Source organism: Janthinobacterium sp. GW458P, from assembly GCF_002127585.1.
Taxonomy (GTDB): domain Bacteria; phylum Pseudomonadota; class Gammaproteobacteria; order Burkholderiales; family Burkholderiaceae_D; genus Janthinobacterium.
The window spans coordinates 46,643-72,993 of the sequence record NZ_NEGZ01000012.1 but is presented as its reverse complement, the minus strand read 5'-3'; the positions used below and the strand labels follow the sequence as shown (position 1 = coordinate 72,993).

Sequence of the window (26,351 nt, the reverse complement as noted above, 5' to 3'; positions counted from 1 at the left end):
CTGATACGGAAGCGGGGGCCAGACTGGAGAGTCTGGCCCCTTTTTTATGCCGCGAAGCCGCCGTCGATCTTCAGTCCCGCGCCCGTGACGAAGGCCGCTTCCGCGCTGGCCAGGTAGGCCACCATGCCGGCGATTTCATCGGCCGTGCCGTGGCGGGGCAGCGCCATCAGGCCGTGCATCAGGTCCGCGAAGTCGCCCGTGGGCGGGTTCATGTCGGTGGCGACGGGGCCAGGTTCCACGTTGTTGATGGTGATGCCGCGTGGGCCCAGGTCGCGCGACAGGCCTTGCGTCAGGCCGATCAGCGCCGATTTGCTCATGGCGTAGGCGGCCGCGCCGCCGAACGGCATGCGGTGCGCATTCGTGCTGCCGATGTTGATGATGCGCCCGCCCGTTGGCATGTGCGCCACGGCCGCCTTGATGGCGACGAACACGGCGCGCACGTTGACGGCAATCGTCTTGTCGAAGTCTTCCAGCGAAAAATCGTCGATGGCGCCGGGCAGGAACACGCCCGCGTTGTTGATCAGGATGTCGAGGCGGCCGAACTGCGCCGCCACCCTGGCGATCGCGGCCGTCAGGGCCGCGGCGTCGGCCGCATCGGCCTGCACGCCGTGCGCCGTGCCGCCTGCCGCCTTCACCGTGGCGGCCAGCGCCTGCGCTTCGGCGGCCGAGCTTTGATAGGTGAAGACGACGGTGGCGCCCTGGCTGGCCAGGCGCCGGACGATGGCCGCGCCGATGCCGCGCGAGCCGCCCGTCACAAAGGCGATCTTGTCGTGCAGCGGACGGGAGGTGGTGGTGGCTTGGGTTTGCATGATGGGCTTTCTGTGTGGTGGAGAAGATGCAGCCAGTATCGGCCATGCATTGCCTGCGCGGTAGCCATGAATCGCTACAATCAATTTCAACTATCAGTATCAAATGAGCGGGTAGAATAGGCGCATGGACGCCCTCAATCATTTGCAATCGTTTGTGCTGTCCGCCGAACTGGGCAGCTTTTCGGCGGCCGCGCGCCGCCTGGGGCTGACGCCGGCCGCCGTCAGCAAGAACGTGGCGCGGCTGGAAACGAGCCTGGGCCTGCGCCTGTTCCAGCGCAGCACGCGCCGCCTGACCCTGACGGAAGGGGGCGAGCGCTTCCTGCAGCAGATAGGCGGCGCCCTGGCGACCCTGCGCGAGGCCATCGCCGGCGTGGCGGAAGAGGGCGGCCAGCCGGCCGGCATCCTGAAGATCAGCATGGCGCCGTCGTTCGGGCGCAGCTACGTGGTGCCGCTGCTGGGCGAATTCATCGCGCGCTACCCGGGCGTCATCCCCGACTGCCATTTCGACAACCGGCAGGTGGATTTGATCGGCGAGGGGTTTGATGTCGCCATCGGCGGCGGCATCGAATTGACGCCGGGCGTGGTGGCGCGCGAGCTGGGCCACGCCCACGTTGTCGCCACGGCGTCGCCCGCCTTCATGCAGGGCAAGACCATGCCCGCGCATCCGCTGGATCTGGCGCAATTGGACGGCGTGGCGCGCCGCTCGGCCGGCAGCGGACGCCTGCGCAGCTGGATACTGCGCGACGGGCAGGGCGGCGAAGGCGTGGCCGAATGCCGGCCGCGCGCCATCTTCGACGACCCGGACGCGATGGCGCAGGCGGCTGTCATGGGCGTCGGCGTGGCGCTGCTGCCCATGCCGCACGCGCTGGCCCACTTGCGCAGCGGCGCGTTGATCCGCCTGCTGCCCGGCTGGCATGCCGATTCCGGCCCCCTGTCCGTGTACTATCCCAGCAAGAAACTCCTGCCCGCGAAGACGCGCGTGTTTGTCGATTTTTTGCTGGAGCAGTTCCGCCAGCGCGATTTCGCCGCGCAGATGCGGGCTGATTAAACGATGAAAAATTATCATGCATAGTAATTACAGCCTGTTTTACACCTTTGACGGCGATCAACCCTCGCATTTCCGCGAAGCGCGCGTCTTCGGCGCGACCGTGTGGACGGCCGCCGGCGCGGCCATGACCTGGGGCGAGGAGACGCGCACGCACTACGCCAGCGAGGCCGAGGCGCAGGCCGCGTACGGCGCCCGGTGCCAGGCGGCCCTCGCCGATGGCTACGCCTTGGCGCGCGCCAGCGTCATCGACCCGGCAGTGTTTGATTTCGCGCAGCTGCAAGCGCTGGTGGCGCACGCCGCGCGCCGGGCTGTCGACTGCGTGCGCCGCGCGCATCCGGAACAGCACATCGACGCTTTCGCGCTGGTGAGCGACGACAGCGCGATGACCATCGGCTGCATGGCGAACAGCCGCGAAGCGCTGGCCGCCTCGGAATACGGCGAAGAGATGCTGTGGAACCCGGCCGAATGGGCGTTTGACGAAGGTGGCGCCTGTTTCGACAGCGCCTACCGCTTGCTGCTGCAGGCGCACCGCGAGCTGCCGTTCGACGTCGCATTCGCCACCTTCCGCACCGGCGTGTTCGACGCCTGCGTCGCGGCGCTGGCGCAGCTCGGCGCCGAAGGGGTATTCGGCACGGGCGCCGAGCGCGACGATTGCGTGCTGCTGTTCGAGGTCAGCGACAGCGGGCCGCTGGAAGGCGCGATGGCGCGTCTGAATCCGCCGGCCGTGGTGGCGCGTTTCGAGGCGTGGATGGCCAGCTGGGCTGATTGATGCCTATGCCGCCACCAGCCTGAGCCGCGTAATCTCCGCCGGCGCCCCGATGCGCTTGGGCGGGCCCCAGTAACCGGTGCCGCGGCTGACGTAAATCCACAGGCGGCCTTGCCGGTGCAGGCCCGCCACGTAGGGCTGCTGCAGCGGCACGAACAGGTTCCAGGGCCAGAACTGGCCGCCGTGCGTGTGGCCTGACAATTGCAGGTCGTAGCCGGCCGCTTCCGCCTCGGGCGCGCTGCGCGGCTGGTGCGCCAGCAGGATGCGGGGGATATCGGCTGGCGCGCCGGCGATGGCGGCCTGCGGGTCGCTGCGCTGATCCGTATCAAAGGCGCCGGCATTGAAATCGGTGACGCCGGCGATCGCCAGGCGCGCGCCGTCGTGTTCGAGCACCGCATGTTCGTTCATCAGCACGCGCAAGCCCAGGCGGCGAAATTCCGCCACCCACGGCGCGGCGCCCGAATAGTATTCGTGGTTGCCCGTGACGAGAAACACGCCGTGGCGCGCCCGGAGATCGCCGAGCGGCGCCGTATGCGCGCCCAATTGGGCCACCGTGCCGTCGACCACGTCGCCCGTGATGGCGATGAGGTCCGCCTGCAGGCCGTTGGCGCGCGCCACGATGGCCTCCACGTAGGCGCGCTTGATGGTGGCGCCCACGTGGATGTCGCTCAGCTGCACGATGCTGTAACCGTGCAGGGCGGCCGGCAGGCCGGCGATCGGCACGTCGACTTCGCGCACGCGCGCCACCCGCCGGGCGTTGATGAAGCCAAGGATGGTGGCCAGCAGGGCCACGGCCAGCGCCGCCACGGCGGAGGCCTGGGCGTGCGGGCGCGTGGCGGGAATCAGCAGCAGCAGTTCGCGCAGCGCGGTGAGCACGAACAGCGAGGAAAAAAAGCCCATGCACAGCGAGCCGGCCCAGCTCAGGCGGTCGGCCAGGCGCGCGTCATGGGTGACGGCGCGGGCGAAGATGGTCATCGGCATGAGCATGGTCGAGGCCAGCAGGACGGCGCCGCCGGCCAGCCAGCCGGCCGGGCCGACGGGCAGCGCAGGCAGCAGCAGCCAGCCCAGCAGGGCGTGCAGGGCGCCCAGTATCATGGTGATGCGCAGCAGCGGCGTGCGGGTTTTCATGTCGTGGTTCCAGGGGGAGGCATGCAGGCATGCGGGCAGGCGCGGCGGCGCCGGACGTCGCCGCCGCGCCTGCGCCGATTATAGCCGACCGCCGATATGCCGGCGGCGGCCGCCGGCGTCACGCCCCGATATGCAGCCCCAGGCTGGCCAGCTTGCCGAAATCGACGGGCTTGGCGAAATGTTCATCGAAACCGGCCTGCATGGCGGCCTGGCGGTCGTGTTCCTGGCCATAGCCGGTCAGCGCCACCAGCCGGAAGTGCTGCGGGATCGGCAGCTGGCGCAGCTTGACGGCCACTTCGTAGCCATTCATGTCGGGCAGGCCGATGTCGAGGAAGACGATGTCGGGCCGGAATTCCAGCGTGCGCTGCGTGGCCTGGCCGCCCGTGTAGGCCGTGCACACTGTGTGGCCGTAGATTTCCAGCAGCTCGGCCAGGGTGTCGGCCGCGTCGCAGTTGTCGTCGACGACGAGGATGCGCTGACTGCTGCCGGCGTCCTGCGGCGCGGCGGCGGGCACGGGCAGCGGCACGTTGGCGTCGAGCGGCAGATGGACTTCAAAGGTGCTGCCCAGGCCCACGCCGGGGCTGCGCACGCTGACCTGGCCGCCGTGCAGCTGCACCAGGTTGCGCACCAGCGACAGGCCGATGCCCAGGCCGTCCTGCACCCGGTCGGGAGAGTGCCCGCTCTGCGCGAACAGGCCGAAGATGCTGTCGATGCTGGCGGCGTCGATGCCGATGCCGTTGTCGCTCAGGCGGATGCGCACGCCGTCGCCGTCGCGTTCGGCGCTAACGACGATGCGTCCGCCCGGCGCCGTGAACTTGGCCGCGTTGAGCAGCAGGTTGGCGACGATCTGCGACAGGCGCACGGCGTCGCCGCTGACCCACAATTCTTCCACGGGCAGATTCACGTCGAGCGCATGGCCGCGCGCCGCGATGCTGTGCGAACTGGTTTCGACGGCGCTGCGGATGACGCTGGCCAGGCTGACGCTTTCCCACTGCAGCGAAATCTTGCCCTGCGAAATGCGCGACACGTCGAGCAGGTCGTCCACCAGGCGCACCAGGTGGTCCGTGTGGCGGGCGATGGTGCGGCGCGCATTGTCCTGCATGGCCGGCACGACGGGGTCGAGCTTGCACAGCAGGGCCAGCGCCGTGCGGATGGGGCCCAGCGGATTGCGCAATTCGTGCGCCAGGGTGGCCAGGAATTCATCCTTGCGGCGGTCGACGTCGCGCAGCGCGCGCTCCACCTTGCCCAGGCGCAGCAGCGCCTTGACGTTGGCGATCAGTTCATCGGCCTCGATCGGCTCGACCAGGTAGTTGTCGGCGCCGCCGTCGAGGGCGCGGATCTTGTCGGCCGTGCCGATGCACGAGGCCGACGTCTGCAGCACCAGGATGGTGTTCGTGTCGGCTCCGCCCTTCAATTGGCGGCATACCTCCAGGCCATTGATGTCGGGCAGCTTGACGTCGAGCAGGATCAGGTTCGGGCGCTCCTGGCGGGCGCGCAGCAGCGCGTCGCCGCCGTTCGACGCTTCGATCACCTTGAAGCCGGCGCGCGTGAGGATGCGCGACTTGGCGTAGCGTGCGCCGTCGCTGTCATCGACGTTGAGGATCAGAGCATCGCTGTTGTTATCCGGTAGCATGCGCATTATCCCAGTTGGTTGTGCCTTGCGGCGTGTCCGGCGCTTGCCGGTTGTTTGTGTGGCCCAGCAGGGCGCGCAGGGTCGACAGCAGCTGCTGGCGCAGCAGGGGCTTGACGTAATACGCGTCCGCGCCCAGCGCCAGGCCCTTGCGCTTGTCGTCGATTTCGGTGGCGATGATGACGGGCACCTGGCGCCGCTGCGGGTCGTTTTTCAGTTCGGCCAGCCAGTGCCATGCATTTTCGCCGTGCAGCAGGATGTCGAGGATGACGGCGGCCGGCCGTTGCTGCTCCCAGCGCTCCTGCGCCTCGCGCACGCTGCGCGCGGCCACCACGCGAAACTCGCTGGCGGCCAGGAATTTTTCATACAGCAGGCGCACGGGCGGGTTGTCTTCCACCACCAGCACGGGAATGCGCTGGTCGTTGCCGTTGTCGTTGGCCGGCGCGCTGGGCGGCAGGCTGCCCTCGGGCGCCTGGTAGTGCGTCGGCAGGACCACGGAAAACAGCGATCCCTTGCCCGGCGTGCTTTCCACGGCCACCGTGCCGTTGAGCAGGGCCGCCAGGTTGCGGCACAGGGGCAGGCCCAGGCCCGTGCCCTTGACCTTGCGCTGCATGTGGTTTTCCACCTGGCTGAATTCCTCGAAGATCAGCTGCACGTCCTCGGCGCCGATGCCCAGCCCCGTGTCGGAGACGGAAAAGCGGATCGCATCCTGTTCCGGCAGGGGCGTGGCGCTGACGATGATGGCGCCGGCCTCGGTGAACTTGAGGGCGTTGGAGATGAAGTTGCGCAGGATTTGCGACAGCTTGCCTTCGTCCGTATGGATCTGCAGGGCCGGATCGGGGGCGATGAAGGTGAGGGCGAGCGACTCGGATACCAGCAGCGGGCGCAGCATGCCCCGCAGGGCGCTGAACAGGTCGGCCACCTGGAAGCTGTTGGCGTGCACGTCGACCTTGCCCGCCTCGATCTTGGCCAGGTCCAGCAAGTCGTTGACCAGGTCGCTCAGGCTGACGGCGCCCTGCAGGATGAACAGCACCTGCTTTTCCTGTTCCTCGGACAGTTCGCCGTCCACCCGGTCGAGCAGCAGCTTGGACAGGGCGCGGATGGAGCTGAGCGGCGTGCGGAATTCATGGCTCATGTTCGACAGGAAGCGCGATTTCATCTGGTCGGCGCGGCGCAGGTGGTCGGCCTTTTCGTCCAGTTCCGCGTACAGCGCCACCACGCCCCGGTTGGTGTCTTCCAGTTCGCGCGTCAGCTGCAGCAAATCGTCCTGGCGCGTCTTCAGTTCGGCCAGGGTGGCCAGCAGCTCGCGGTTCTGCTGCTGCACTTCGGCCAGCGTGATGTCCGGCGGCAGCGCCTGCAGGCTGCCGCCCAGCGCGCCGATGCTCTGGCCGTCGAGCAGGGGCGCGTCGCGGGGGAACAGCTTTTGCAAGGTGATCTGCGTGCCTGCGCCCGGCGCGCTGTCGATGTGGAAGCGGTCCATCAGGCGCTGTGCGCCGAGGATGCCCAGGCCCATGCCCGTGGGCGAGCGGTAGCTGCCGGCCAGGATGTGCTGCAACTGCGGCGCGGCGATGCCCGGCCCCTGGTCCTCGATGCGGATGGTGAACACCTGCGGCGCCGTCTGCCCGTCGATGGCGAAGTGGATCTTGCCGCTGCCCGCGTAGTTGTAGACGTTGCGCGCCAGTTCCGATACGGCCGTGGCGATGCGTACCTGGTCCTGCACGCCGAAGCCGCACAGGCCGGCGATCTGCCGCGCGCGCTGGCGGGCGCCGACGACATCGAGTTCGCTGGCGATATTGGCGGTCAATATGCGTTGTGTCATGGCGTGTCGTTCCTTTCCGCACCGGCATGCCGGTGCTCCTCGTGCTCGCGCAGCACCACCACCGTGACGTCGTCGCGCCCGCGAGCGAAATCGCGGTACAGCGCGGCGGCGACCAGGCTGGGGTGGCATTGCGCCAGGCCCGGATACTGTTCCAGGTCCCAGCGCGTGTGCAGGCCGTCCGAATGCATGATCAGGGTCGTGCCCGGCTGCCACGGGTGGCGGAATTCCTGCAGCTTGCGCAGATTGCTGCCGACGATGCCGTTATGCGACAGCAGGTGCCGGCGCTGGTGGGCGTCGAAGGCGCAGGCGGCGATGTTGCCCACGCCGCAGTAGCGCAGTTCGCGGCGCGCGCTGTCGATGTGCGCCACGGCCAAGGCCGCGCCGCGCGTGGCCCGCAGGGCGCCGTGCGCCAGCTCGATGAAGGGCGCGGGCAGGGGCGGCAGGCCGGGCGTGCTGTTTTCGAGCAGGGCGCTGGCCGTTTCCGACGCCCTGGCCGCCAGCGGGCCGTGGCCCAGGCCGTCGGCCACCATCAGGCTCAGTTCATGGCCTTCGCAGACGACGTTCCAGGCGTCGCCGCAGACCTGTTCCGACGCCAGCGGCAGGCAGACGGCGCCGATCTGCCAGTTCGGGCTGGGGGGAATGGCGCTGCTGGCGTGCGGTCCCCACACCACCATCATCAGCAAGGTGCCCTTGCCGGGCGCCGTGTACAGGTCGAATTCCTGGCTCAGGCGCCGCATCGCGCCCAGGCCCACGCCATACGTGCCTGTGGTGGAATGGCCGTCCTGCATGTGCTGGCGCACGTTGCCGATGCCGGGGCCGCTGTCGATGGCCAGCACCTCGACGCCGCTGGTGCCGCCGCGCAGCACCTTGCGCAGCAGGATTTCGCCGCGCCGCGCATGCTTGACGATGTTGGTGGCCGCCTCGCTGATGAGGATGGCCAGCTGGCCCGCGCGCACGTCGTCGAAGCCGATGCGGCGCGCCAGCTCGTTGCCGGCACGGCGCGCCGCGGCGATTTCGCTCGGTTCGCCGATGGGGAAGCTTCTTTGCCTGAGGATGTCAGGCGGTGGTTCCAGGTGGTTCAAAACAGCTTCCATTTCGCGATGGTGACGGTGGTGCCCGAGCCGGGTGCCGTGTCGATGTGAAAGGCGTCGGCCAGGCGCTTGGCGCCGCCCAGCCCCAGTCCCAGCCCGCCGCCGCTGGTGTAGCCATCGGACAGGGCCAGGGAAATATCGTCGATGCCGGGGCCCGTATCGACAAAACTCAGCTCCAGCCCCTGGCGCACGCCTTCATGCACGCGCACGATGCGCGCCTCGCCGCCGCCGCCGTAGCGCAGGGTGTTGCGCGCCAGTTCGCTGGCCGCCGTGATGATCTTGGTCTGTTCGATCAGGCCAAAACCCATGGCGACCATGCTGTCGCGCACCTGCCGGCGCAGGCGCACGACGTCTTCATCGCTGAGCAGGGGCAGCACCTGCGCCCCTTCCCGTGCCGTGGCGCTGGACGGCTGCCAGGCGGGACTTAATCCCACAGGCTGCCCCGTTCCAGCAGCTTGATGCCCTGTTCCACATTCAGCGCCGTGCTCACGCCGTCCAGGGTCAGCCCCAGCTCCACCAGGGTGATGGCGACGGCGGGCTGCATGCCGACCACCACCGTGTGCGCGTCGAGGATTTTCGCCATGGCCGCCGTGTTGCTGATCATGCGGCCGATAAAGGAGTCGACGATGTCGAGCGCGGAAATGTCGATCAGCACGCCCGTGGCGCGGTCCTTGACGATGCGCGTGGTCAGGTCGTCCTGCAGGGTCATCGCCAGGCGGTCATGCATGTCCACCTGTATCGTCACCAGCAACAGCCGGCCCATGCGTAAAATGGGGATTCTTTCCATAGGCGCCTCAGTGCTGCTGCTGCTGCTGGTAGGTGATGGTGGAACCCGTGCGTTTCAGGGCCACGACGAAGGCGTCGGCCAGCGTGGCCTTGGTGATCACGTCCTCCAGGTTCACGCCCAGGTGCACGATGGTTTGCGCGATCTGCGGGCGGATGCCGCTGATGATGCAGTCGGCGCCCATCAGGCGCGCCGCGGCGATGGTTTTCAGCAGGTGCTGCGCCACCAGCGTGTCGACGGTGGGCACGCCCGTGATGTCGATGATGGCGATCAGGGCGCCCGTGTCGACGATCTTTTGCAGCAGGCTTTCCATCACCACCTGCGTGCGGGCGCTGTCGAGGGTGCCGATCAGGGGCAGGGCCAGCACGTTTTGCCACAGCTGCACCACGGGCGTGGACAGTTCCAGCAACTCCTGCTGCTGGCGCAGGATCACCTGCTCGCGCGCCTTCTGGTAGATGGCGATGGTGAGCAGTCCCAGTTCGTCGAACAGCTTGCTGGTGGCGACGATGGCGTCGCCCAGCTGCTCGGGCTGCGCCGTGATTTCCTTGCGCAGATAGGCGAACAGCGGCTCCTTGAGCGCAAAGACGAAGCTGGCCGTGTCGATCGGCGAATAGCCCTGGCGCACGCGCGACTGCGACATTTCGCTGAGCAGCTGGCGCGTATCGTCCCAGGCGTTTCCTTCGATATCGAAGGCGTCGCCGCTTTCCAGCGCGCGCGCCAGCAGGGGCAAGAATTGCGCGGCCTGCTGGCGCAGCTCGTTTTCCGCGATCTTGTCGCGCCGCACCAGGCGGGAAATCAGGTCCGCCATCCAGCCTTCCAGCAATTGCTCGTGGTGCTGGCCGATGATGGCGGCCAGCTGTTGCGTCTGGCCCATGCCGTTCTTGTCGTTCTTGTTGTTTTTCATGTTCATCCTTGACGGGGTGGTGGCGCCGGGCGGTCTGCCTTGCGCCGCATGCGCAGGTGGCCAGGTCCGGTCTGTCGATAGGAAATTATAGGCAGGCATGGCCATTTGTTTATGTTCTCTGACGCACATAATGGCCTAGCTCAATCAACATTCCTGTAGGCAACTTCACGGATTAAAGATGTATGTAGTTTGCATGTTTAAGCGAATTCCGCTACACTGCAGCCACTCCATCAGAGAAGAACGCCATGAATATCGACAAATTCAAGCAGCAGCACCTGGCCATCCTGGCCGCCATCGATGACTTGCGCCAGCTGGCGCGCGCCGGCGTCGCGCCGCAGGCGGCGGCCATCGCCGAACAGATCGTTGCCATGAGCGGCTTGATCAAGCTGCACCTGGCCGTCGAGCAGCGCTACCTGTACCCGGCAGCGCAGGCCTGCGGCGTGGCCACGGTGGCCAGCCTGGGACGCCGGTATGAAAGCGAGATGGACGGCATCGCCGGCGCCTACCTGGACTTCGCCGGCCGCTGGAACACCCCGGTGCGCCTGGAAGCCGAACCCGACGCCTTCCGCAGCGAAGCCAACACCGTGCTGCACGCGCTGTACCAGCGCATGCGGCGCGAGGATCACGAACTGTATCCGGCCATGGAAGCGCTCTAGGCTGCCCGCACTTCCCAACCTTTTTCTTACATCAAATTCAGACAGGAATGCCACATGCTGACCCCAGAACAACGCGCCATCGTCACGGCCACCGTCCCCATCCTCGAGCGGGGCGGCGAAGCGCTGACCCGCCATTTCTACAAGAACCTGTTCCGCGACCATCCTGAAGTGTTGCCGTACTTTAATCAGGCGCACCAGCACAGCGGCGACCAGCAGCGGGCGCTGGCCAATGGCGTGTTGATGTACGCCAAACATATCGACCAGCTGGAAGCGCTGGGCGAGCTGGTCTCGACCATCGTCAACAAGCACGTGGCGCTGCAGATCCGCGCCGAACACTATCCGCTGGTGGGCGCCAGCCTGCTGCGGGCCATCCGCGAAGTGCTGGGCGAAGAGGTGGCCAGCGACGCCGTCATCGACGCCTGGGGCGCGGCCTACGGCCAGCTGGCCGGCATCCTGGCCGGCGAGGAAGGGCGCATCTACAAGGCGCAAGCGGCCGCGCCGGGCGGCTGGAGCGGCGCGCGCGACTTTGTAGTGCGCAGCAAGACGGTGGAAAGCGCCGAGATCACGTCCTTCCTGCTGGCGCCCGCCGATGGCCAGCCCGTGCTCGACTTTGCGCCAGGTCAATATATCGGCGTGGTGGCCACCGTCGACGGCGTGCCCATGCGACGCCAGTATTCGCTGTCCGCCGCCAGCAATGGCCAGACTTACCGCATCAGCATCAAGCGCGAGCAGGGCGGCAAGGTGTCCAATTTCTTCCATGACCAGGTGCAGGCGGGTGACACCGTACAGCTGACGCCGCCGTCGGGCGACTTCGTGCTGCAGGACGGCGACAAGCCGCTGGTGCTGATCAGCGGCGGCGTGGGCATCACGCCGACCCTGGCCATGCTGACGGCGGCCCTGCGCGGCAAGCGCCCCGTGCATTTCATCCACGCGGCGCGCCACCATGGCGTGCATGCGTTCCGCGCGCACATTGACGCGCTGGCGGCGCAGCATCCGCAGCTCAAGCGTTACTACTGCTACGCGGAACACGCCGGCGCGCCGGACGCCGCCGCGCCGGACGCCGTCGGCCTGCTCGACAAGGACAGCCTGGGCAGCTGGCTGCCCGAATCGCGCGATGTCGATGCGTATTTCCTCGGACCGCAGCCGTTCATGCGCGCCATGAAAGGCTATCTGCGCGAACTGGGCGTGCCGGAAGCGCAGACCCATTATGAATTCTTCGGCCCCGCCTCCGCGCTGAACTGATGTTGCTGAAAGCCATGTGTTGCCCTGGCGAGAAAAAAAACGCGCCGTAAGGGGCGGGTAAGGCTGGCCCCGTATTGTGAAAGCAAGCTCGAAAAGAAAAGAGCAGGTTTTTACATAACGGAGGCAACACCATGCATGACGATCTGGTACAAAAACTCAAGAGCGACCCCAATTATCATCGACTGGTCAGGGTGCGCTCGCGCTTCGGCTGGGCCCTGACGGGCCTGATGATGCTGGTGTACTACGGCTATATCCTGCTGATCGCGTTCGACAAGGAATTTCTTGCCGCCAAAACCGGCGCGGGCGTGATGACCTGGGGCATGCCGATCGGCCTGTTCGTCATCGTGTTTACCGTGGTGATCACCGGCATCTACGTGCGCCGCGCCAACAAGCAGTTCGACGACCTGACGCAAGCCATTCAAGCGCGGGTGCAGGCATGAACGGCGCCCCTTTGACGCAACGCAAGCTTCCCTGCCTGGCAGCCCTGGCCTTGCTGGCGGCCGCCAGCAACAGCGCGCTGGCGGCCGGCGCCGACCTGGGCCAGGCAGTCAAGCAGCCCACCAACTGGACGGCCATCATCATGTTCGCCGTCTTCGTCATCTTTACCCTGTTCGTCACCAAGTGGGCGGCCAAGAAGACCAAGTCGGCGTCCGATTTCTATACGGCCGGCGGCGGCATCACGGGCTTCCAGAACGGCCTGGCCATCGCCGGCGACTATATGTCGGCCGCATCGTTTCTCGGCATTTCCGCCGCCGTCTTCTTGAACGGCTATGACGGCCTGATCTACGCCATCGGCTTTCTCGTCGGCTGGCCCGTCATCACCTTTTTGATGGCCGAGCGCCTGCGCAACCTGGGCCGCTACACTTTTGCCGACGTGGCCGCCTACCGCTTCAAGCAGGCGCCGATCCGCATTTTTTCGGCCTCCGGCACCCTCGTCGTCGTGGCCTTCTACCTGATCGCGCAGATGGTGGGCGCGGGCCAGCTGATCAAGCTGCTGTTCGGCCTCGAATACTGGATCGCCGTCGTGCTGGTCGGTACCCTGATGATGATCTACGTGCTGTTCGGCGGCATGACGGCCACCACCTGGGTGCAGATCATCAAGGCCGTGATGCTGCTGGGCGGCGCCACCTTCATGGCCGTGGCCGTGCTGGCGCAGTTCAACTTCAGCCCGGAAGCGCTGTTCGCCAAATCCGTGGACGTACACGCCACCAAGGAAGCCATCATGGGCCCCGGTTCCTTCATCAAGGACCCGATCTCGGCCATCTCGTTCGGCATGGCGCTGATGTTCGGCACGGCCGGCTTGCCGCACATCCTCATGCGTTTCTTCACGGTGCCAAGCGCCAAGGAAGCGCGCAAGTCCGTGTTCTGGGCCACCACCTGGATCGCCTATTTCTACATTCTGACCTTTATCATCGGCTTTGGCGCCATCGTGCTGGTGAGCACCAATCCCGAGTTCAAGGATGCAGCCGGTAAATTGCTGGGCGGTAACAACATGGCGGCCGTGCACCTGGCCAAGGCCGTGGGCGGCAACGTCTTCCTCGGCTTCATGTCTGCGGTCGCGTTTGCCACCATCCTGGCCGTCGTGGCCGGTCTGACCCTGTCGGGCGCGTCGGCCGTGTCGCACGACCTGTACGCCACCGTCATCAAGAAGGGCAAGGCCACGGGCGCCAGCGAACTGAAAGTGTCGCGCGTGACGACGATCGTGCTGGGCATCATCGCCGTGGTGCTGGGCATCGCTTTTGAAAAGCAGAACATCGCCTTCATGGTGTCGCTGGCCTTCGCCATTGCCGCCTCGGCCAACTTCCCCGTGCTGTTCATGTCGGTGCTGTGGAAAGACTGCACCACGCGGGGCGCCACCATCGGCGGCTTCCTCGGTTTGATCACGGCCGTTGCGCTGACGGTGGTGTCGAAGTCCGTGTGGGTTGACGTGCTCGGTCATGGCGAAGCGCTGTTCCCGTACGCCTCGCCGGCGCTGTTCTCGATGACGGCGGGCTTCGTCGGCATCTGGCTGTTCTCGGTGCTCGACAGGAGCCCGCGCGCGCGCATCGACCGCGCCGGCTACGAAGCGCAGCAAATGCGTTCGGAGACGGGCATCGGCGCGGCAGGCGCCAGCGCACATTGATGTTGTAGGTCATTACTGCAGGAAACAATGCCCGGTTCGCCGGGCATTGTTGTTTTTGGCACGCGCTTACCTGACCCTTACTTGGCCACGCGCAAGGGAATCACGCCCGCCGCCAGCGCCGGCACGCCCGGCGCCGCTTCGAGTATCGAGGCCAGCGTTACCGTGTCGAGCACGGCCAGGAAGGCCGCCGTGGCCTGGCCCAGCTTGGCCTTCAGCAGGCAATCGGGCGTCAGCGGGCAGGTATTATTGTCTTTGTTGAAACATTCGGCCATGAAGAAATCACTTTCCGTCTCGCGCACGACCGTGCCGATATTGATCTCTGCCGGGTCGCGCGCCAGGCGCAGGCCGCCATTTCTCCCGCGCACGGTTTCCACGATGCCTGACAGGCCTAGCTGGTGCACCACCTTCATCAGGTGATTTTTCGAGATCGCATGCAGGTCGGCGATGTCCTGGATGGTGACGAGGCGGTCGCGGTGCACGCCCAGGTACATCAGCGTGCGCAGGGTGTAATCGGTATAGGCGGTCAGGCGCATGGGGCGTATGGTTAGTGAACATGTGGATTACATGCCTGTTTCAAGACGCCAGCATACAGCAAAAGCGGGCCAGCACCGCCGCTTGCCTGTGCACGGGGCCGTCACTTTCCTGCATGGAAAGACAAAAGTTGATTGCCTTTCGTTCAAATGCGTAGTAAATTTTCATATTGTTGCCCTGATAAACAGCTTGTCTGCCCTGTAAAGCCCTTGGAGCATGAATTTGATTGATTGAAATCAAGAGGATGGTGAAACAATAAGGTAAATTTACTACAAATCGGATGATGGGCGTTTCCCGGGCCGGGAAGCGCGTACTACGCAATCTGTGCGGTGCCGGCGTGGCCGCCCCAGGAAATGAATACCATGCAAATGAATGAAGTGAAAGACGAGCTGCTGAGCAGCGATATCCGCCAGCTGGGCCGTCTGCTGGGCGACGCCATCCGCAACCACCTGGGCGACCCCGCCTTCGAGCGCATCGAGCACGTGCGCCAGCTGGCCATCCGTTTCCGCCGCGACAATGATCAGGATGCCCGCGCGCAGCTGTCGGATGCGCTGCAAGCGCTGTCGCAGGAAGAAACCACGCAATTGACGCGCGCCTTCAGCTATTTCTCGCTGCTGGCCAATATTGCGGAAGATCAGCACCACATCCGCCGCACGCGCGCCCATTTGATCGCCGGTTCGCCGCCGCGCCAGGGCAGTCTCAGCCATGCCGTCGGCAATGTGTTCGACGCGGACAAGGCCGATGCCCTGGAAACCTTCTTCGAAGATGCTTTCGTCAGCCCCGTCTTCACGGCCCATCCGACGGAAGTGCAGCGCAAGAGCATCCAGAATTGCCAGATGGCCATCGCCCGCCTGTTGAGCGAGCGCGACCGCGTGCAAATGACGCCCGAGGAAGCCGAGCAGAACGAAGAAGCGCTGGGCCGCGGCATCGTCACCCTGTGGCAAACGCGCCTGTTGCGCACGAGCAAACTGTCCGTCATGGATGAGGTGGCCAATGGCCTGTCATTCTACGACCACACGATCCTGCGCGAATTGCCAAAACTATATTCCTCACTGGAAACCATGCTGGCCCAGCGCGACGCCCGCTGGGAAGATGCGGAATTGCCCAATTTCATGAAAGTGGGCAGCTGGATAGGCGGCGACCGCGACGGCAACCCCTTCGTCACGGCCGACATCCTGCGCAGCACCCTGCAGACGCAGGCCGACAAGGTGCTCGACTTTTACCTCGGCGAATTGCGCAAGCTCGCTTCGCAACTGTCGCTGGCGCAAATCCTGAACGCCTGCAGCGAGCCGCTGCGCGCGCTGGCCGAGCGCTCGGCCGACGCCTCGCCGCACCGGGTCGACGAGCCGTACCGCCGCGCCCTGCACGGCATCCATGCGCGCCTGGACGTCACGCGCGTGGTGTTGTCTGGCAAGGGCAAGCAGGCCGACGGCGTGCAGCCCTACGCGACGGCCGCCGAACTGCTGGCCGACCTGGACGTGGTCCAGCATTCGCTCGTCAGCAATGGCTTGCGTTCGCTGGCGCGGGGCCGCCTGCGCCAGCTGCGCCGCGCCGTCAAGGTGTTCGGCTTTTCGCTGGCGCCGCTGGACTTGCGCCAGAATTCCGACGTGCACGAGCGCGTCGTGGGCGAACTGTTCGCCGGCGCCCAGCCGGGCCTCGTCTACCTGGACCTCGATGAAGAGCAGCGCATCGCCTTGCTGCTGGCCGAGCTGGAGTCGCCGCGCCTGCTGGCGTCGCCGTATGCGCAGTACTCGGAAGAAACAACGTCCGAGCTCGACATCTTCCGCGCCGTGCGCGACGCCCATGTCAAATACGGCCGCGAATCGGTGCCGAACTGCATCATCTCGAAGGCGGCCAGCGTCTCGGACTTGCTGGAAGTGGCCTTGCTGCTCAAGGAAGTGGGCTTGCTGCGCCAGGACAGCCGCGCAGCGGACGTCAACATCATTCCCCTGTTCGAAACGATAGACGACTTGCGCGCCGGCCCCGCCATCATGGCGCGCGCCTTCGGCTTGCCGTTCTACCGGGGCTTGCTGGCCTCGCGCGCGGACCAGCAGGAAGTCATGCTCGGCTATTCCGACAGCAACAAGGACGGCGGCTTCTTGACCTCCGGCTGGGAACTCTACAAGGCCGAGATCGAGCTGGTGACGGTGTTCAAGCAATACCAGATCAAGCTGCGTTTGTTCCACGGCCGCGGCGGCTCCGTCGGCCGCGGCGGCGGACCGAGCTACGAAGCCATCCTGGCCCAGCCGGCCGGCGCCGTGCAGGGCCAGATCCGGCTGACGGAGCAGGGCGAAGTCATCACGGCCAAGTATGCGAACCCGGAAGTAGGGCGCCGCAACCTGGAAGTGCTGGTGGCCGCCACCATCCAGTCGACCCTGCTGCCGCAGGCGCAGCTGCAGCCGAAGGCGTCGGCTGGCGCGGGCCATTTGGCCGCCATGGAAGAGCTGTCCGGCACGGCTTTGAACGCCTACCGCGACCTCGTCTACGGCACCGAGGGCTTTGAACAGTATTTCTGGGAATCGACGGTGATCGCGGAAATTGCCGCGCTGAACATCGGCAGCCGTCCCGCCTCGCGCAAGAAATCGACCTCGATCGAGGATTTGCGCGCCATTCCCTGGGTCCTGAGCTGGGCCCAATGCCGCTTGATGCTGCCGGGCTGGTTCGGTTTCGGTTCCGCCGTGCAAGCCTACCTGGCCGCCCATCCGGCCGATGGCGCGGACGTGCTGCGCGGCATGTACACGGACTGGCCCTTCTTCACGTCATTGCTGTCGAACATGGATATGGTGCTGGCCAAGAGCGACATCGCCATCGCCGGCAAGTATGCGGAACTCGTCAAGGATAAAACCTTGCGCGACGCCATCTTCACCCGCATCCGCGCCGAATACGCGGCCACGCTGGACGCCCTGAAGCTGATCACGGGCCAGGAAGAGTTGCAGCAGGCCAACCCGCTGATGCAGCGCTCCATACGCAACCGTTTCCCGTATATCGACCCGCTCAATCACGTGCAGGTGGAACTGCTGAAACGTTTCCGTGAAGGTAAGCAGGATGCGGCGGCCCGCACGGGCATTCATTTGTCGATCAATGGGATTGCGGCTGGCTTGCGCAATAGCGGTTAATGAAATCAAGCCCAACAGCGAGGGCTGGGGTCGTTCACTGCGTGATCGGAATGCGCCCCACTGGGGCGTATTCCCCCTCAGGGTACGACCCCGGTACTTGCACTTGGGTTGGCTTTACGAACTCAGTAGAAAACAACAAGGAGACAGCATGACCATCAAAGTTGCCATCAATGGCTATGGCCGCATCGGCCGCAATGTCTTGCGCGCGTTTTATGAAGGCGGCAAGCAGCAGGATATCGAAATCGTCGCCATCAACGACCTGGGCGACGCCAAGTCGAATGCGCATCTGACGCGCTACGACACGGTGCACGGCAAGTTTCCCGGCGTCGTCACCATCGATGGCGAGAACATGCTCGTCAACGGCGACCGCATCCGCGTCTTCGCGCAGCGCGACCCGGCGCTGATCCCTTGGGGCGAGCTGGGCGTCGACGTCGTGCTCGAATGCACGGGTTTCTTCACCACCAAGGAAAAAGCCTCGGCCCACCTGAAGGGCGGCGCAAAGAAAGTCATCATTTCCGCGCCGGGCGGCAAGGACGTGGACGCCACCATCGTGTTCGGCGTCAACCAGCATGTCTTGAAGGCATCGGACACGGTCATTTCCAACGCGTCGTGCACGACGAATTGCCTCGCGCCACTGGTAAAACCGCTCAACGACGCCATCGGCATCGAATCTGGCCTGATGACCACCGTGCACGCCTACACGAACGACCAGGTACTCTCCGACGTGATGCATGAAGACTTGCGCCGCGCCCGCTCGGCCACGCATTCGATGATTCCCACCAAGACGGGTGCGGCGGCTGCCGTCGGCCTGGTCTTGCCGGAACTGAATGGCAAGCTCGATGGCTTTGCCGTGCGCGTGCCGACCATCAACGTCTCCTTGGTCGATCTGTCCTTCATCGCCAAGCGCGATACGACGGTGGAAGAGGTGAATGCCTTGCTGAAAGCGGCGTCGGAAGGCGCGCTGAAGGGTATTTTGACGTACCAGACGGAACCGCTCGTTTCCATCGATTTCAACCATAACCCGGCCTCGTCGAACTTCGATGCGACCCTGACCAAGGTCTCGGGCCGCCTCGTGAAAGTGTCGTCGTGGTACGACAACGAGTGGGGCTTCTCGAACCGCATGCTCGACACCACGGTCGCCCTGATGGCGGCCAAGTAAGAAGAACCAGCGCTGATCCAGCGCACCAGGACGGCCGGCCCACAAGGCCGGCCCTTGCAGCAGCACGAACTTTATAGAAAGCAGCACACCATGACCATGCAAGTACAGCAACGCGCCACCAAGATCGTTTCCACCATCGGCCCCGCCTCGAACGATATCGACACCCTGGTCCGCATGTTCAAGGCCGGCGTCGACGTCGTGCGCCTGAACTTCTCGCATGGCAAGGCGCAGGACCATATCGACCGCGCCCGCATGGTGCGTGAAGCGGCAGCGCTGTGCGGCCGCGAAGTGGCCATTATGGCCGACTTGCAAGGCCCGAAGATTCGCGTCGGCAAGTTTGAAGAAGGCAAGATTTTCCTGGAAAACGGCGCTGCCTTCATCCTCGACGCCAAGTGGGGTGAAAACGGCGAACTGGGCAATATCGAGCGCTGCGGCCTCGACTACAAGGAATTGCCGCGCGACTTGCGCGCCGCTGACGTATTGTTGCTCAACGATGGACTCATCGTCTTGACGGTGGACAAGGTCGTCGGCAGCGAAATCCACACGACCGTGAAAATCGGCGGCGAGTTGTCGAACAACAAGGGCATCAACCGCCAGGGCGGCGGCCTGTCCGCGCCAGCCCTGACGGCCAAGGACATGGAAGACGTGAAGACGGCGATGAGTTTCCAGGCCGATTACGTGGCCGTGTCCTTCCCGAAAAACGCCACCGACATGGTCATGGCGCGCCAGCTGGCCAATATCGCCGGCGAAGCGTGGGACCACAAGCCGATGATGATCGCCAAGATCGAACGGGCGGAAGCCATTCCTGCCCTGCAAGAGATTTTGGATGCCTCGGACGGCATCATGGTGGCGCGCGGCGACCTGGCCGTGGAAGTGGGCAATGCGGCCGTGCCGGCTTTGCAGAAGCGCATGATCAAGATGGCGCGCGCGTCGAACAAGCTTGCCATTACGGCAACGCAGATGATGGAATCGATGATCGTCAACGCCGTGCCGACGCGCGCGGAAGTGTCGGACGTGGCCAATGCCGTGCTCGATGGCACGGACGCCGTCATGACGTCGGCGGAAACGGCCTCGGGCCGCTATCCGATCGAAACGGTGGAAGCCATGGCCGCCATCTGCCTGGACGCGGAAAAATGGGATACCTGCAAGCTGGACGCCGATTTCCTCAACGCCACATTCACCCGCATCGACCAGTCTATCGCCTATGGCGCCCTGTTTACGGCCCACCACCTGCGCGTCAAGGCCATTGCCACCCTGACGGAATCGGGCTCCACTGCCCTGTGGATGAGCCGTTGCAACATCGACATCCCCATCGTCGCGCTGACCCCCAGCGTGGGCACGCGCCGCAAGCTGGCCCTGTACCGCAACGTCAGCACGGTGGAACTGACGTCGGGCACGGACCGCGACAAGGTCTTGCAGCAGGCGGAAGACTTGCTGCTGGAACATAAAGTCGTGGCCAAGGGCGACACCGTCGTGCTGACCTGGGGCGAGCCGATGGGCAAGGTGGGCGGCACGAACGCGCTGAAGATCATGAAGATCGGCCAGCACTGACCGTATTGCTGGCCATATCACCGGCCGGCAGCCGCCTGCAGCCTTAAGAATGGCTGAAAGACAGGCCGTTGGCCGCCCAGCGCAATGGCAGATGCCCAATCTGCCATTGCGCTGGCCGCATTTCCGTGTCAGCATGGTTTTCCTGCCTGCCAGGGCGCATCCGGAGTGCATGATGACTGAATACTTGCCTGCCTTGATCTGGTCGCTGTCGGCCTTCGCCTGCCTCTTCATTGCCAAGCGCCGCTCCTTGAAGACCACGGCTGTGCGGGCCGTTCTGGTAACTTTGCTGGGGCCGCTTGCCATTCCCTTCGCGCTGGCCGCAAAACCGGATCAACACAAGCTGGCCTGACTCAGGCGCCGCTAGACGTGCGGCCGGTACGCTTGTCCCTTTGCTATATTTTCACCTTCACGAAGAGCCTGTAGATGGATCGCCAGGCGCCGCGCTGAAACAACGGTTTCCTAAGACAGGCAGGCGCCGGCATTGACGCCGGCGGCAATGATTTGTGATAATGAGAATTATTATCAATTGAGTCGCTTGCCTCGCGGCCGGCCGTCATCGTGGCCGCGCCTTGCCTTGAGCGCATCGGAGTCCCTAGTGAACATTGCGCCATCCGGCGAATCGATCGCAGTTATTTACAGCAATCACCACGGCTGGCTGATGCGCTGGCTGCGCGCCAAGCTGCAATGCGCCGACCATGCGGCCGACCTGGCGCAGGATACCTTCGTGCGCCTGCTGGCGGCGCCGCCCGAGGGCCGGCAGAGCCTGCGCGAACCGCGCGCCTATCTGACCACCGTGGCGCAGCGCCTGCTGATCGACCATTACCGCCGCCTGTCGCTGGAGCAGGCGTGGCTGGAGACCCTGGCGCAGCAGCCCGATCTGCTGATGCAGTCGCCGGAAGAGCGTTTGCTGGTATTGGAGACCTTGCAGCGCATCGACGCGATGCTCGACGGCTTGCCGCCGCTGGTGCGCAGCGCTTTTTTGCTGGCCCATGTCGACGGCATGGCGTACGGGGAAATCGCCCGGCGCCTGGCCGTGAGCGAGCGCAGCATCAAGCGCTACATGGTGCAGGCATTCGAGCGCTGCATCCTCCTGATCCTGTGAACGCCGCCATCGACCCGCGTGCCGCGCGCGCGGCGGCGCAATGGCTGGTGCGCCTGCACGGGGGACCCTTGAACGTTGACGAACAGCAAGCGTTCCAGGACTGGCGCGCCAGCGATCCCGCGCACGCAGCGGCCTGGCAGCGGGCCGAGCTGGTCTGCGGCACCCTGGCCAGCGTGCCCCCCGCGCTGCGCCAGACGGCGGAGGCGGCGCCGCAGTCGCCGCAGCGGCGCGCCGTGCTCTACGGCCTGGCCGGGCTGATCGCGGCCGGCCCGGCGCTGTGGCTGGCCAGCGAATCGGCGCCCTGGCAGGCGTGGCGCGCTGCCATCCGCACGGCCAGGGGCGAAATCCGTCACATGACATTACCCGACGGCACGCAACTGGTACTCAATACGGACACGGCCATCGACGTGCATTTTGACGGCGCGGCGCGGCTGGTGGTCCTGCATGCGGGCGAACTGCATGTTGCCACGGCGCACGACGGGGCCGTGCCGGCGCGTCCGTTCTTCGTGCGCAGCAGCAATGGCGCCGTGCGCGCGCTGGGCACGCAATTTAGCGTGCGCCGTGCCGGCAGCGTACTGGCGCCGCGCACGCAGGTGAGCGTCAGCGAGGGTGCCGTCGAGATCGCGCCATCGCAGGCGCCGGGCGCCTTGCGCAGGCTCAATGCGGGCCGGCAGGGCAGTTTCGATGACGTGAGCGTTTCTCCCTTGACGCCGCTGGCGCCCCATGCGGATGCCTGGCTGCGGGGCGTGCTGATCGCCGAGCGCATGCCGCTGGGCGAGGTGCTGGAACAGGTGGCGCGCTACCGCTATGGCGTGCTGCGCTGCGATCCGGCACTCGCTGCCATGCCCGTGGACGGCATCTTCCAGTTGCACGACCCGGACAAGATCCTGCTGTTGCTGCAACGCGCCTTGCCGATCCGGCTGGCGCGCCGCACGCGCTACTGGATCAGCATCGAGGCGGCGTAAGCCGCCAAGCGCCGTCATGTGCATTTCCCCTGTCCCTTTTTTCGGATTGCTTCGTCATACAAGGTAGAGAACGAACAATCCGAACCATCGAAAGGGTCTACATGGCTGTGCAGCACCGCTTATTTTCACCGTGGACGCCACCCGCGCTCCATCCCACCGCCGGCGCCGTGCGCGCCGCGCTGGCCGTGTTCCTCGCCATGGGCGCCGCTGGCGCCACTTTGCCGCAAATGGCGCTGGCGGCCGAGGCCAGCCCCGCCGCCACCGTGCGCGAGTACCGCGTTCCCGCCGGCAGCCTGCGCGAGGCGCTGGCCTCGTTTGCCGTCGCCGCCGGCGTGAACCTGTCGACGCAGGGCGTGGCCCTCGACGGCCTGGCGACGCCTGGCTTGCAGGGCCGCCATGGCGTCATGGCCGGTTTGCAGACGTTGCTGCAAGGTAGCGGCCTCGAAGTGGCGGAAGGCGGCAAGGGCAATTACCTGTTGCGAAAAATCAAGACCAGCACGGCCGATGGCGGCCTGGCCAGCATGCCTGCCGTGGTCGTCAGCGCCGAGGCGGACCGCGCCACGGAAGGCACGGGCTTGTACACGGCGCGCGCCATGTCGACGGCCACGGGGCTGAACCTGTCGCAGCGCCACACGCCGCAAACGGTCAGCGTCATTTCGCGCCAGCAGATGGAGGATTTCGAACTGACCACCTTGCAGGACGTGGCGCGCGCCACGCCGGGTATCTACGGCAAGACGCAGGGCGTGTCCGAGCAGGAAACCACATACTTTGCGCGCGGCTTTGCCTTGAGCCACGTCAATGTCGACGGCTTGCCGCTCGATGTCACGGGTTTTAATGAGCGCAACGTCTCGGCCGACATGCTGATGTACGACCGCGTGGAAGTGGTGCGCGGCGCCACGGGCCTGATGGAAGGGGCGGGCGCGCCGTCGGGCAGCATCAACATGATACGCAAGCGCCCCACGGCCACGCCCCTGCTGAACGCGTCCGCCCACGTGGGCAGCTGGAAGGACAAGCAAGGGACGGTGGACGCCAGCAATGCCCTGAACGCCTCGGGCAGCGTGCGCGGCAGGGTGGCGGCCGGCTGGCGCGACAGCGACAGTTTCGTCGACGTGGTGGGCAACAGGAACGGCACCGTGTATGCGATTCTGGAGGCGGACCTGACGCCGTCGACCACGGCCGGCATCGGCTTTTCGCGCCAGCACAGCCGCACCGACGGCGTGTTCGTCGGCTTGCCGACCTTGCCCGATGGCCGCCACATGGACTTGCCCCGCTCGGCCTTCCTGAACAATGCCGACTCGTTCCAGAAGCGCGACAACAACGTCGTCTTCGCCGACCTGGAAACGCAGCTGGAGAAGGGCTGGCGCAGCCGCTTTGCCATCACGCATATCGACGCATCTTCATCGACGCGCAACACCACCAACAGCCGCATCGAGGGTGAGATATATCAATTGAACCAGTCGGAAACGGGCTGGAAGTACAACACACAACAGGTGGTGGCGGACTGGCGCCTGAGCGGCCCCGTTAGCTGGTTCGGCCGCCGGCATGACGTGATCGTCGGCGCCAGCTACCGTCATGACGATTCGGACGCGGGCCAGAGCTGGGAGGGCGCGGGCACGCGCGTGATCGACATCCGCAGCTGGAATCCGTATGCCTACCCGATGCGCGGCACGGCGTTCGAGCCCTACAACTGGGGCCGCAAGACGGACGAAAAGGGCCTGTATGCGGCCGGCAACTTCAGCCTGGCCGATCCGCTGCGCCTGGTGCTGGGCGGGCGCTTCGGCTGGTATGCGCAGGACGTCACGGGCTGGTACTCGACCAATCCCGTCTGGCGCCGCGACCTGACGGAAAGCGCGAAATTTACGCCGTATGCGGGCATTGTCTATGATGTGGATCAACATCATTCCGTGTATGCGAGCGGCACGCAGATCTTCCAGCCGCAAAGCGTGCTCGATGTACAGGGCAATACCTTGCCGCCGCTGAGCGGCACCAACCTGGAACTGGGCGTCAAGGGGGAGTATTTCGGCGGCAGGCTCAACGCCAGCGGCGCCCTGTTCCGCATCAAGCAGAATAACCGCGCCATGGCCGACGAAGTCAATTGTCCGACGGGCGGCGCCATCTATTGCGCCCGCGCGGCCGGGAAAGTGCAGAGCGAAGGCATCGACTTGCAACTCTCGGGCTCGCCGTTGCCGGGCTGGCAGATCGCGGGCGGCTACACCTATGTGCTGGCCAAGTACACGCAGGACAGCGTGGCGGCGAATATCGGCCAGCGCATCGCCACGGACGAGCCGAAGCAGTTGTTCAAGCTGTACACGACTGTGCAGCTGAGCGGCAGCCTGGCGCGCTGGAACCTGGGCGCCTCCGTGTACGCGCAGGACAAGATCTACCGCCGCGACACGGCTTACCTGACGCAACAGGGCGGCTACGCCATCGTCGGCCTGACGGCCGGCTACCGCCTCAGCGAGCAGCTGCAGCTGCGCGTGAACGTCGACAACGTGCTCGATCGCCGCTACTACCAGGGACTCGGCTATGCCTGGTCGGGCGGCCTGGAGCGCTACGGCGTGCCGCGCAGCGTGCTGGTCTCGCTGAACTACAAGATGTAGCCATTGCGCCAGCAGAGCGCGCCCGGCCGGGCGCCTCTGCTACACTGCCGCCGTTCCCATTTTTTACTGTTCCCATGACCGCCACACACGTCCTCACGCCCCTGAAAAGCGCTTTCCAGCAATCGCGCGCCGAGAATAACATCGAGCTGATCCTGCCTGAACTGCTGGCTGCGCACTTGCACGTCGTCATCGGCGGGCAAAGCGAGCAGATCGACCTGTTCCTCGTGCCGTCGCCGAACCCGGAGCGCCAGTGCGTGACGGTGGCGGAAGACCCGGACTTCCTGGCCGGCATCGCATTTCCAAAGATTCCCGTGACGGGCGCGCAACTGATCGCGTCGATTCCCGCCGAGATCGAAATCGTCATCCTGCATGGCGACGGCGCCAATTACCTGACGCGCGAGCAGCTGGCGTGGTTCCGCCGCATGCTGGCACAGAACGCTTGAGCGGCATTCCAGCCAGGCCTTGCAAGCCGGCGCGCGCCGAATGGATACGCTTTGCGCCGGCCGACGATGCCAGCGCCCAGGCGGCGATGATGGCCAATCTGCGCCCCGTGCTGTGGCGCAGCGTGCTGCTGGGCGGCTGCGCGCTGATTCTCGCCTTTGTCGGGCAAGCCGTCTGGCGCGATATGCCGTATGCGGGCGAGGCAGTGTTGTTCGGTCCGCTGGCGCTGGCCGCCTGGATGGCGGGCCTGGTGCTGTTTCCCGGACGCGCTTTGCTCTTTCATGTGGAACTTGGCGATGCGGGCCTGTTGCTGCGGCGCCATGCGCGGCGCCTGCCCGGCTGGGATAAAAGCGTGCAGCTGGAGTTGGCGCAGCTGCAGCGGCTGGAAGTGGTCACGTATGGGGGCGCATTGCAGGTCTATCGGACCCCGGCACCGCTGGCGCGCGTGGAGCTGCTGCTCTACACGACCTTGGGGGATTGTCCGCTGATCCGCGTGGTGGGCCTGAACTTGCCCGTGCCGCAGCGCTGGTCCTTGTGCCAGATCAAGGGGGAGCTTCTCCGCCGTTGTAAGCTGGCCGGTATCCCTGTCAGTGAGACGTTCGGGCCGCTGAGCCAGCAAGCCGAGGCCATCCGCGCGCGCTGGCCGCAGGCGTAGGCGGGCATTGTCGCATCGCCGCTGCAATAAATATCAGTTTTGATAACTGTATTGCTGAAGTCCTATGAATAGTTTCGCAAAGCAACTATACTTGTGACTCTCTAAAAAAATCATCGTCACGCTGGCGGCCAGCCATCCGCGCCAGAGTTCGTACGCATTCCGCTTTTCCTTTCTGAAAAAGCATCTTTCCCCCGCGCGGCAGGCGCGGGCGTGATGACCGAGCCTTGCCGGG

At 65.4% G+C, this 26,351-nt stretch carries 24 protein-coding genes; 15 read left to right on the top strand and 9 right to left on the bottom strand.

Going from position 1 to position 26,351, the window contains the following annotated elements; all coding sequences use genetic code 11:
* Nucleotides 1-44 precede the first annotated feature (44 nt).
* A complete protein-coding gene (locus CBW50_RS10110; RefSeq protein WP_086145410.1) occupies nucleotides 45-809 on the bottom strand; it encodes an SDR family oxidoreductase in 765 nt (254 codons plus the stop codon).
* Nucleotides 810-933: 124 nt separating this feature from the next.
* Between CBW50_RS10110 and CBW50_RS10105 the strand changes: the two genes are divergently transcribed.
* A complete protein-coding gene (locus CBW50_RS10105) occupies nucleotides 934-1,857 on the top strand; it encodes a LysR family transcriptional regulator (protein ID WP_086145409.1) in 924 nt (307 codons plus the stop codon).
* A 16-nt stretch (nucleotides 1,858-1,873) separates the two neighbouring features.
* Entirely contained in the window at nucleotides 1,874-2,626 is a 753-nt protein-coding gene (locus tag CBW50_RS10100) for a DUF4303 domain-containing protein (protein ID WP_086145408.1), read from the top strand.
* A 3-nt stretch (nucleotides 2,627-2,629) separates the two neighbouring features.
* Here CBW50_RS10100 and CBW50_RS10095 read toward each other — a convergent pair whose 3' ends face one another.
* The 7 genes from CBW50_RS10095 to CBW50_RS10065 form a co-directional block, all read right to left on the bottom strand.
* Complete coding sequence (locus CBW50_RS10095) at nucleotides 2,630-3,751, bottom strand: metallophosphoesterase (RefSeq protein ID WP_086145407.1); 1,122 nt, start codon at nucleotides 3,749-3,751, stop codon at nucleotides 2,630-2,632.
* A 118-nt stretch (nucleotides 3,752-3,869) separates the two neighbouring features.
* Complete coding sequence (locus tag CBW50_RS10090) at nucleotides 3,870-5,384, bottom strand: response regulator (protein ID WP_086145448.1); 1,515 nt, start codon at nucleotides 5,382-5,384, stop codon at nucleotides 3,870-3,872.
* Nucleotides 5,371-7,200, bottom strand: coding sequence for an ATP-binding protein (locus CBW50_RS10085; protein ID WP_086145406.1), 1,830 nt, complete (start codon nucleotides 7,198-7,200; stop codon nucleotides 5,371-5,373). The genes CBW50_RS10090 and CBW50_RS10085 overlap by 14 nt, the downstream gene beginning before the upstream one ends.
* A complete protein-coding gene (locus tag CBW50_RS10080; protein ID WP_226935695.1) occupies nucleotides 7,197-8,282 on the bottom strand; it encodes an ATP-binding SpoIIE family protein phosphatase in 1,086 nt (361 codons plus the stop codon). The genes CBW50_RS10085 and CBW50_RS10080 overlap by 4 nt, the downstream gene beginning before the upstream one ends.
* Entirely contained in the window at nucleotides 8,279-8,725 is a 447-nt protein-coding gene (locus CBW50_RS10075) for an anti-sigma regulatory factor (protein ID WP_253251919.1), read from the bottom strand. The genes CBW50_RS10080 and CBW50_RS10075 overlap by 4 nt, the downstream gene beginning before the upstream one ends.
* On the bottom strand, nucleotides 8,716-9,078 hold the full coding sequence (locus CBW50_RS10070; protein WP_086145404.1) for an STAS domain-containing protein: 363 nt from the start codon (nucleotides 9,076-9,078) through the stop codon (nucleotides 8,716-8,718). Before CBW50_RS10070 ends, CBW50_RS10075 begins: the two co-directional genes overlap by 10 nt.
* Before the next feature lie 7 nt (nucleotides 9,079-9,085).
* Nucleotides 9,086-9,979 (bottom strand): STAS domain-containing protein, encoded by an 894-nt coding sequence (locus CBW50_RS10065; protein ID WP_226935693.1) that lies wholly within the window; start codon nucleotides 9,977-9,979, stop codon nucleotides 9,086-9,088.
* A gap of 245 nt (nucleotides 9,980-10,224) precedes the next feature.
* Between CBW50_RS10065 and CBW50_RS10060 the strand changes: the two genes are divergently transcribed.
* The 4 genes from CBW50_RS10060 (at nucleotide 10,225) to CBW50_RS10045 (ending at nucleotide 13,999) form a co-directional block, all read left to right on the top strand.
* Nucleotides 10,225-10,635 (top strand): hemerythrin domain-containing protein, encoded by a 411-nt coding sequence (locus tag CBW50_RS10060; RefSeq protein WP_086145403.1) that lies wholly within the window; start codon nucleotides 10,225-10,227, stop codon nucleotides 10,633-10,635.
* A gap of 54 nt (nucleotides 10,636-10,689) precedes the next feature.
* Entirely contained in the window at nucleotides 10,690-11,877 is a 1,188-nt protein-coding gene (hmpA, locus tag CBW50_RS10055) for an NO-inducible flavohemoprotein (RefSeq protein WP_086145402.1), read from the top strand.
* 131 nt (nucleotides 11,878-12,008) lie between these two features.
* Entirely contained in the window at nucleotides 12,009-12,317 is a 309-nt protein-coding gene (locus CBW50_RS10050) for a DUF485 domain-containing protein (protein ID WP_086145401.1), read from the top strand.
* The gene (locus tag CBW50_RS10045) at nucleotides 12,314-13,999 is read left to right on the top strand and encodes a cation acetate symporter (RefSeq protein ID WP_086145400.1); all 1,686 of its coding nucleotides are present in this window, start codon (nucleotides 12,314-12,316) and stop codon (nucleotides 13,997-13,999) included. Before CBW50_RS10050 ends, CBW50_RS10045 begins: the two co-directional genes overlap by 4 nt.
* A 77-nt stretch (nucleotides 14,000-14,076) precedes the next feature.
* On the opposite strand, the gene CBW50_RS10040 is transcribed toward CBW50_RS10045, so the two are convergent.
* On the bottom strand, nucleotides 14,077-14,532 hold the full coding sequence (locus CBW50_RS10040) for an Rrf2 family transcriptional regulator (protein WP_086145399.1): 456 nt from the start codon (nucleotides 14,530-14,532) through the stop codon (nucleotides 14,077-14,079).
* Between the two features lie 360 nt (nucleotides 14,533-14,892).
* On the opposite strand from CBW50_RS10040, the gene ppc reads away from it, so the two are divergent.
* From ppc to CBW50_RS09995, 9 genes are all read left to right on the top strand, one after another.
* The gene (ppc, locus tag CBW50_RS10035; RefSeq protein ID WP_216356334.1) at nucleotides 14,893-17,646 is read left to right on the top strand and encodes a phosphoenolpyruvate carboxylase; all 2,754 of its coding nucleotides are present in this window, start codon (nucleotides 14,893-14,895) and stop codon (nucleotides 17,644-17,646) included.
* A gap of 148 nt (nucleotides 17,647-17,794) precedes the next feature.
* A complete protein-coding gene (gene gap / locus CBW50_RS10030) occupies nucleotides 17,795-18,805 on the top strand; it encodes a type I glyceraldehyde-3-phosphate dehydrogenase (protein WP_086145398.1) in 1,011 nt (336 codons plus the stop codon).
* Nucleotides 18,806-18,895: 90 nt separating this feature from the next.
* Entirely contained in the window at nucleotides 18,896-20,356 is a 1,461-nt protein-coding gene (gene pyk, locus CBW50_RS10025) for a pyruvate kinase (RefSeq protein ID WP_086145397.1), read from the top strand.
* Nucleotides 20,357-20,525: 169 nt separating this feature from the next.
* Nucleotides 20,526-20,705, top strand: coding sequence for a hypothetical protein (locus CBW50_RS10020; RefSeq protein WP_139842458.1), 180 nt, complete (start codon nucleotides 20,526-20,528; stop codon nucleotides 20,703-20,705).
* A gap of 246 nt (nucleotides 20,706-20,951) precedes the next feature.
* The gene (locus tag CBW50_RS10015; protein ID WP_301178805.1) at nucleotides 20,952-21,458 is read left to right on the top strand and encodes a sigma-70 family RNA polymerase sigma factor; all 507 of its coding nucleotides are present in this window, start codon (nucleotides 20,952-20,954) and stop codon (nucleotides 21,456-21,458) included.
* Nucleotides 21,455-22,423 carry a FecR domain-containing protein gene (locus CBW50_RS10010; protein ID WP_172404722.1) on the top strand — a complete coding sequence of 323 codons (969 nt, stop codon included), beginning with the start codon at nucleotides 21,455-21,457 and terminating at the stop codon, nucleotides 22,421-22,423. The genes CBW50_RS10015 and CBW50_RS10010 overlap by 4 nt, the downstream gene beginning before the upstream one ends.
* Nucleotides 22,424-22,524: 101 nt before the next feature.
* The gene (locus CBW50_RS10005) at nucleotides 22,525-25,023 is read left to right on the top strand and encodes a TonB-dependent receptor (RefSeq protein ID WP_086145394.1); all 2,499 of its coding nucleotides are present in this window, start codon (nucleotides 22,525-22,527) and stop codon (nucleotides 25,021-25,023) included.
* 74 nt (nucleotides 25,024-25,097) lie between these two features.
* Complete coding sequence (locus tag CBW50_RS10000; protein WP_086145393.1) at nucleotides 25,098-25,466, top strand: hypothetical protein; 369 nt, start codon at nucleotides 25,098-25,100, stop codon at nucleotides 25,464-25,466.
* A complete protein-coding gene (locus tag CBW50_RS09995) occupies nucleotides 25,463-26,119 on the top strand; it encodes a hypothetical protein (RefSeq protein WP_086145392.1) in 657 nt (218 codons plus the stop codon). The genes CBW50_RS10000 and CBW50_RS09995 overlap by 4 nt, the downstream gene beginning before the upstream one ends.
* Nucleotides 26,120-26,351 lie beyond the last annotated feature (232 nt).

Bases quoted from the DNA above. Each gene is read 5' to 3' on its own strand.
- CBW50_RS10110 (WP_086145410.1), bottom strand. From the start codon at position 809: ATGCAAACCCAAGCCACCACCACCTCCCGTCCGCTGCACGACAAGATC.
- CBW50_RS10105 (WP_086145409.1), top strand. From the start codon at position 934: ATGGACGCCCTCAATCATTTGCAATCGTTTGTGCTGTCCGCCGAACTG.
- CBW50_RS10100 (WP_086145408.1), top strand. From the start codon at position 1,874: ATGCATAGTAATTACAGCCTGTTTTACACCTTTGACGGCGATCAACCC.
- CBW50_RS10095 (WP_086145407.1), bottom strand. From the start codon at position 3,751: ATGAAAACCCGCACGCCGCTGCTGCGCATCACCATGATACTGGGCGCC.
- CBW50_RS10090 (WP_086145448.1), bottom strand. From the start codon at position 5,384: ATGCTACCGGATAACAACAGCGATGCTCTGATCCTCAACGTCGATGAC.
- CBW50_RS10085 (WP_086145406.1), bottom strand. From the start codon at position 7,200: ATGACACAACGCATATTGACCGCCAATATCGCCAGCGAACTCGATGTC.
- CBW50_RS10070 (WP_086145404.1), bottom strand. From the start codon at position 9,078: ATGGAAAGAATCCCCATTTTACGCATGGGCCGGCTGTTGCTGGTGACG.
- CBW50_RS10065 (WP_226935693.1), bottom strand. From the start codon at position 9,979: ATGAAAAACAACAAGAACGACAAGAACGGCATGGGCCAGACGCAACAG.
- CBW50_RS10060 (WP_086145403.1), top strand. From the start codon at position 10,225: ATGAATATCGACAAATTCAAGCAGCAGCACCTGGCCATCCTGGCCGCC.
- hmpA (WP_086145402.1), top strand. From the start codon at position 10,690: ATGCTGACCCCAGAACAACGCGCCATCGTCACGGCCACCGTCCCCATC.
- CBW50_RS10050 (WP_086145401.1), top strand. From the start codon at position 12,009: ATGCATGACGATCTGGTACAAAAACTCAAGAGCGACCCCAATTATCAT.
- CBW50_RS10045 (WP_086145400.1), top strand. From the start codon at position 12,314: ATGAACGGCGCCCCTTTGACGCAACGCAAGCTTCCCTGCCTGGCAGCC.
- CBW50_RS10040 (WP_086145399.1), bottom strand. From the start codon at position 14,532: ATGCGCCTGACCGCCTATACCGATTACACCCTGCGCACGCTGATGTAC.
- ppc (WP_216356334.1), top strand. From the start codon at position 14,893: ATGCAAATGAATGAAGTGAAAGACGAGCTGCTGAGCAGCGATATCCGC.
- gap (WP_086145398.1), top strand. From the start codon at position 17,795: ATGACCATCAAAGTTGCCATCAATGGCTATGGCCGCATCGGCCGCAAT.
- pyk (WP_086145397.1), top strand. From the start codon at position 18,896: ATGACCATGCAAGTACAGCAACGCGCCACCAAGATCGTTTCCACCATC.
- CBW50_RS10020 (WP_139842458.1), top strand. From the start codon at position 20,526: ATGATGACTGAATACTTGCCTGCCTTGATCTGGTCGCTGTCGGCCTTC.
- CBW50_RS10005 (WP_086145394.1), top strand. From the start codon at position 22,525: ATGGCTGTGCAGCACCGCTTATTTTCACCGTGGACGCCACCCGCGCTC.
- CBW50_RS10000 (WP_086145393.1), top strand. From the start codon at position 25,098: ATGACCGCCACACACGTCCTCACGCCCCTGAAAAGCGCTTTCCAGCAA.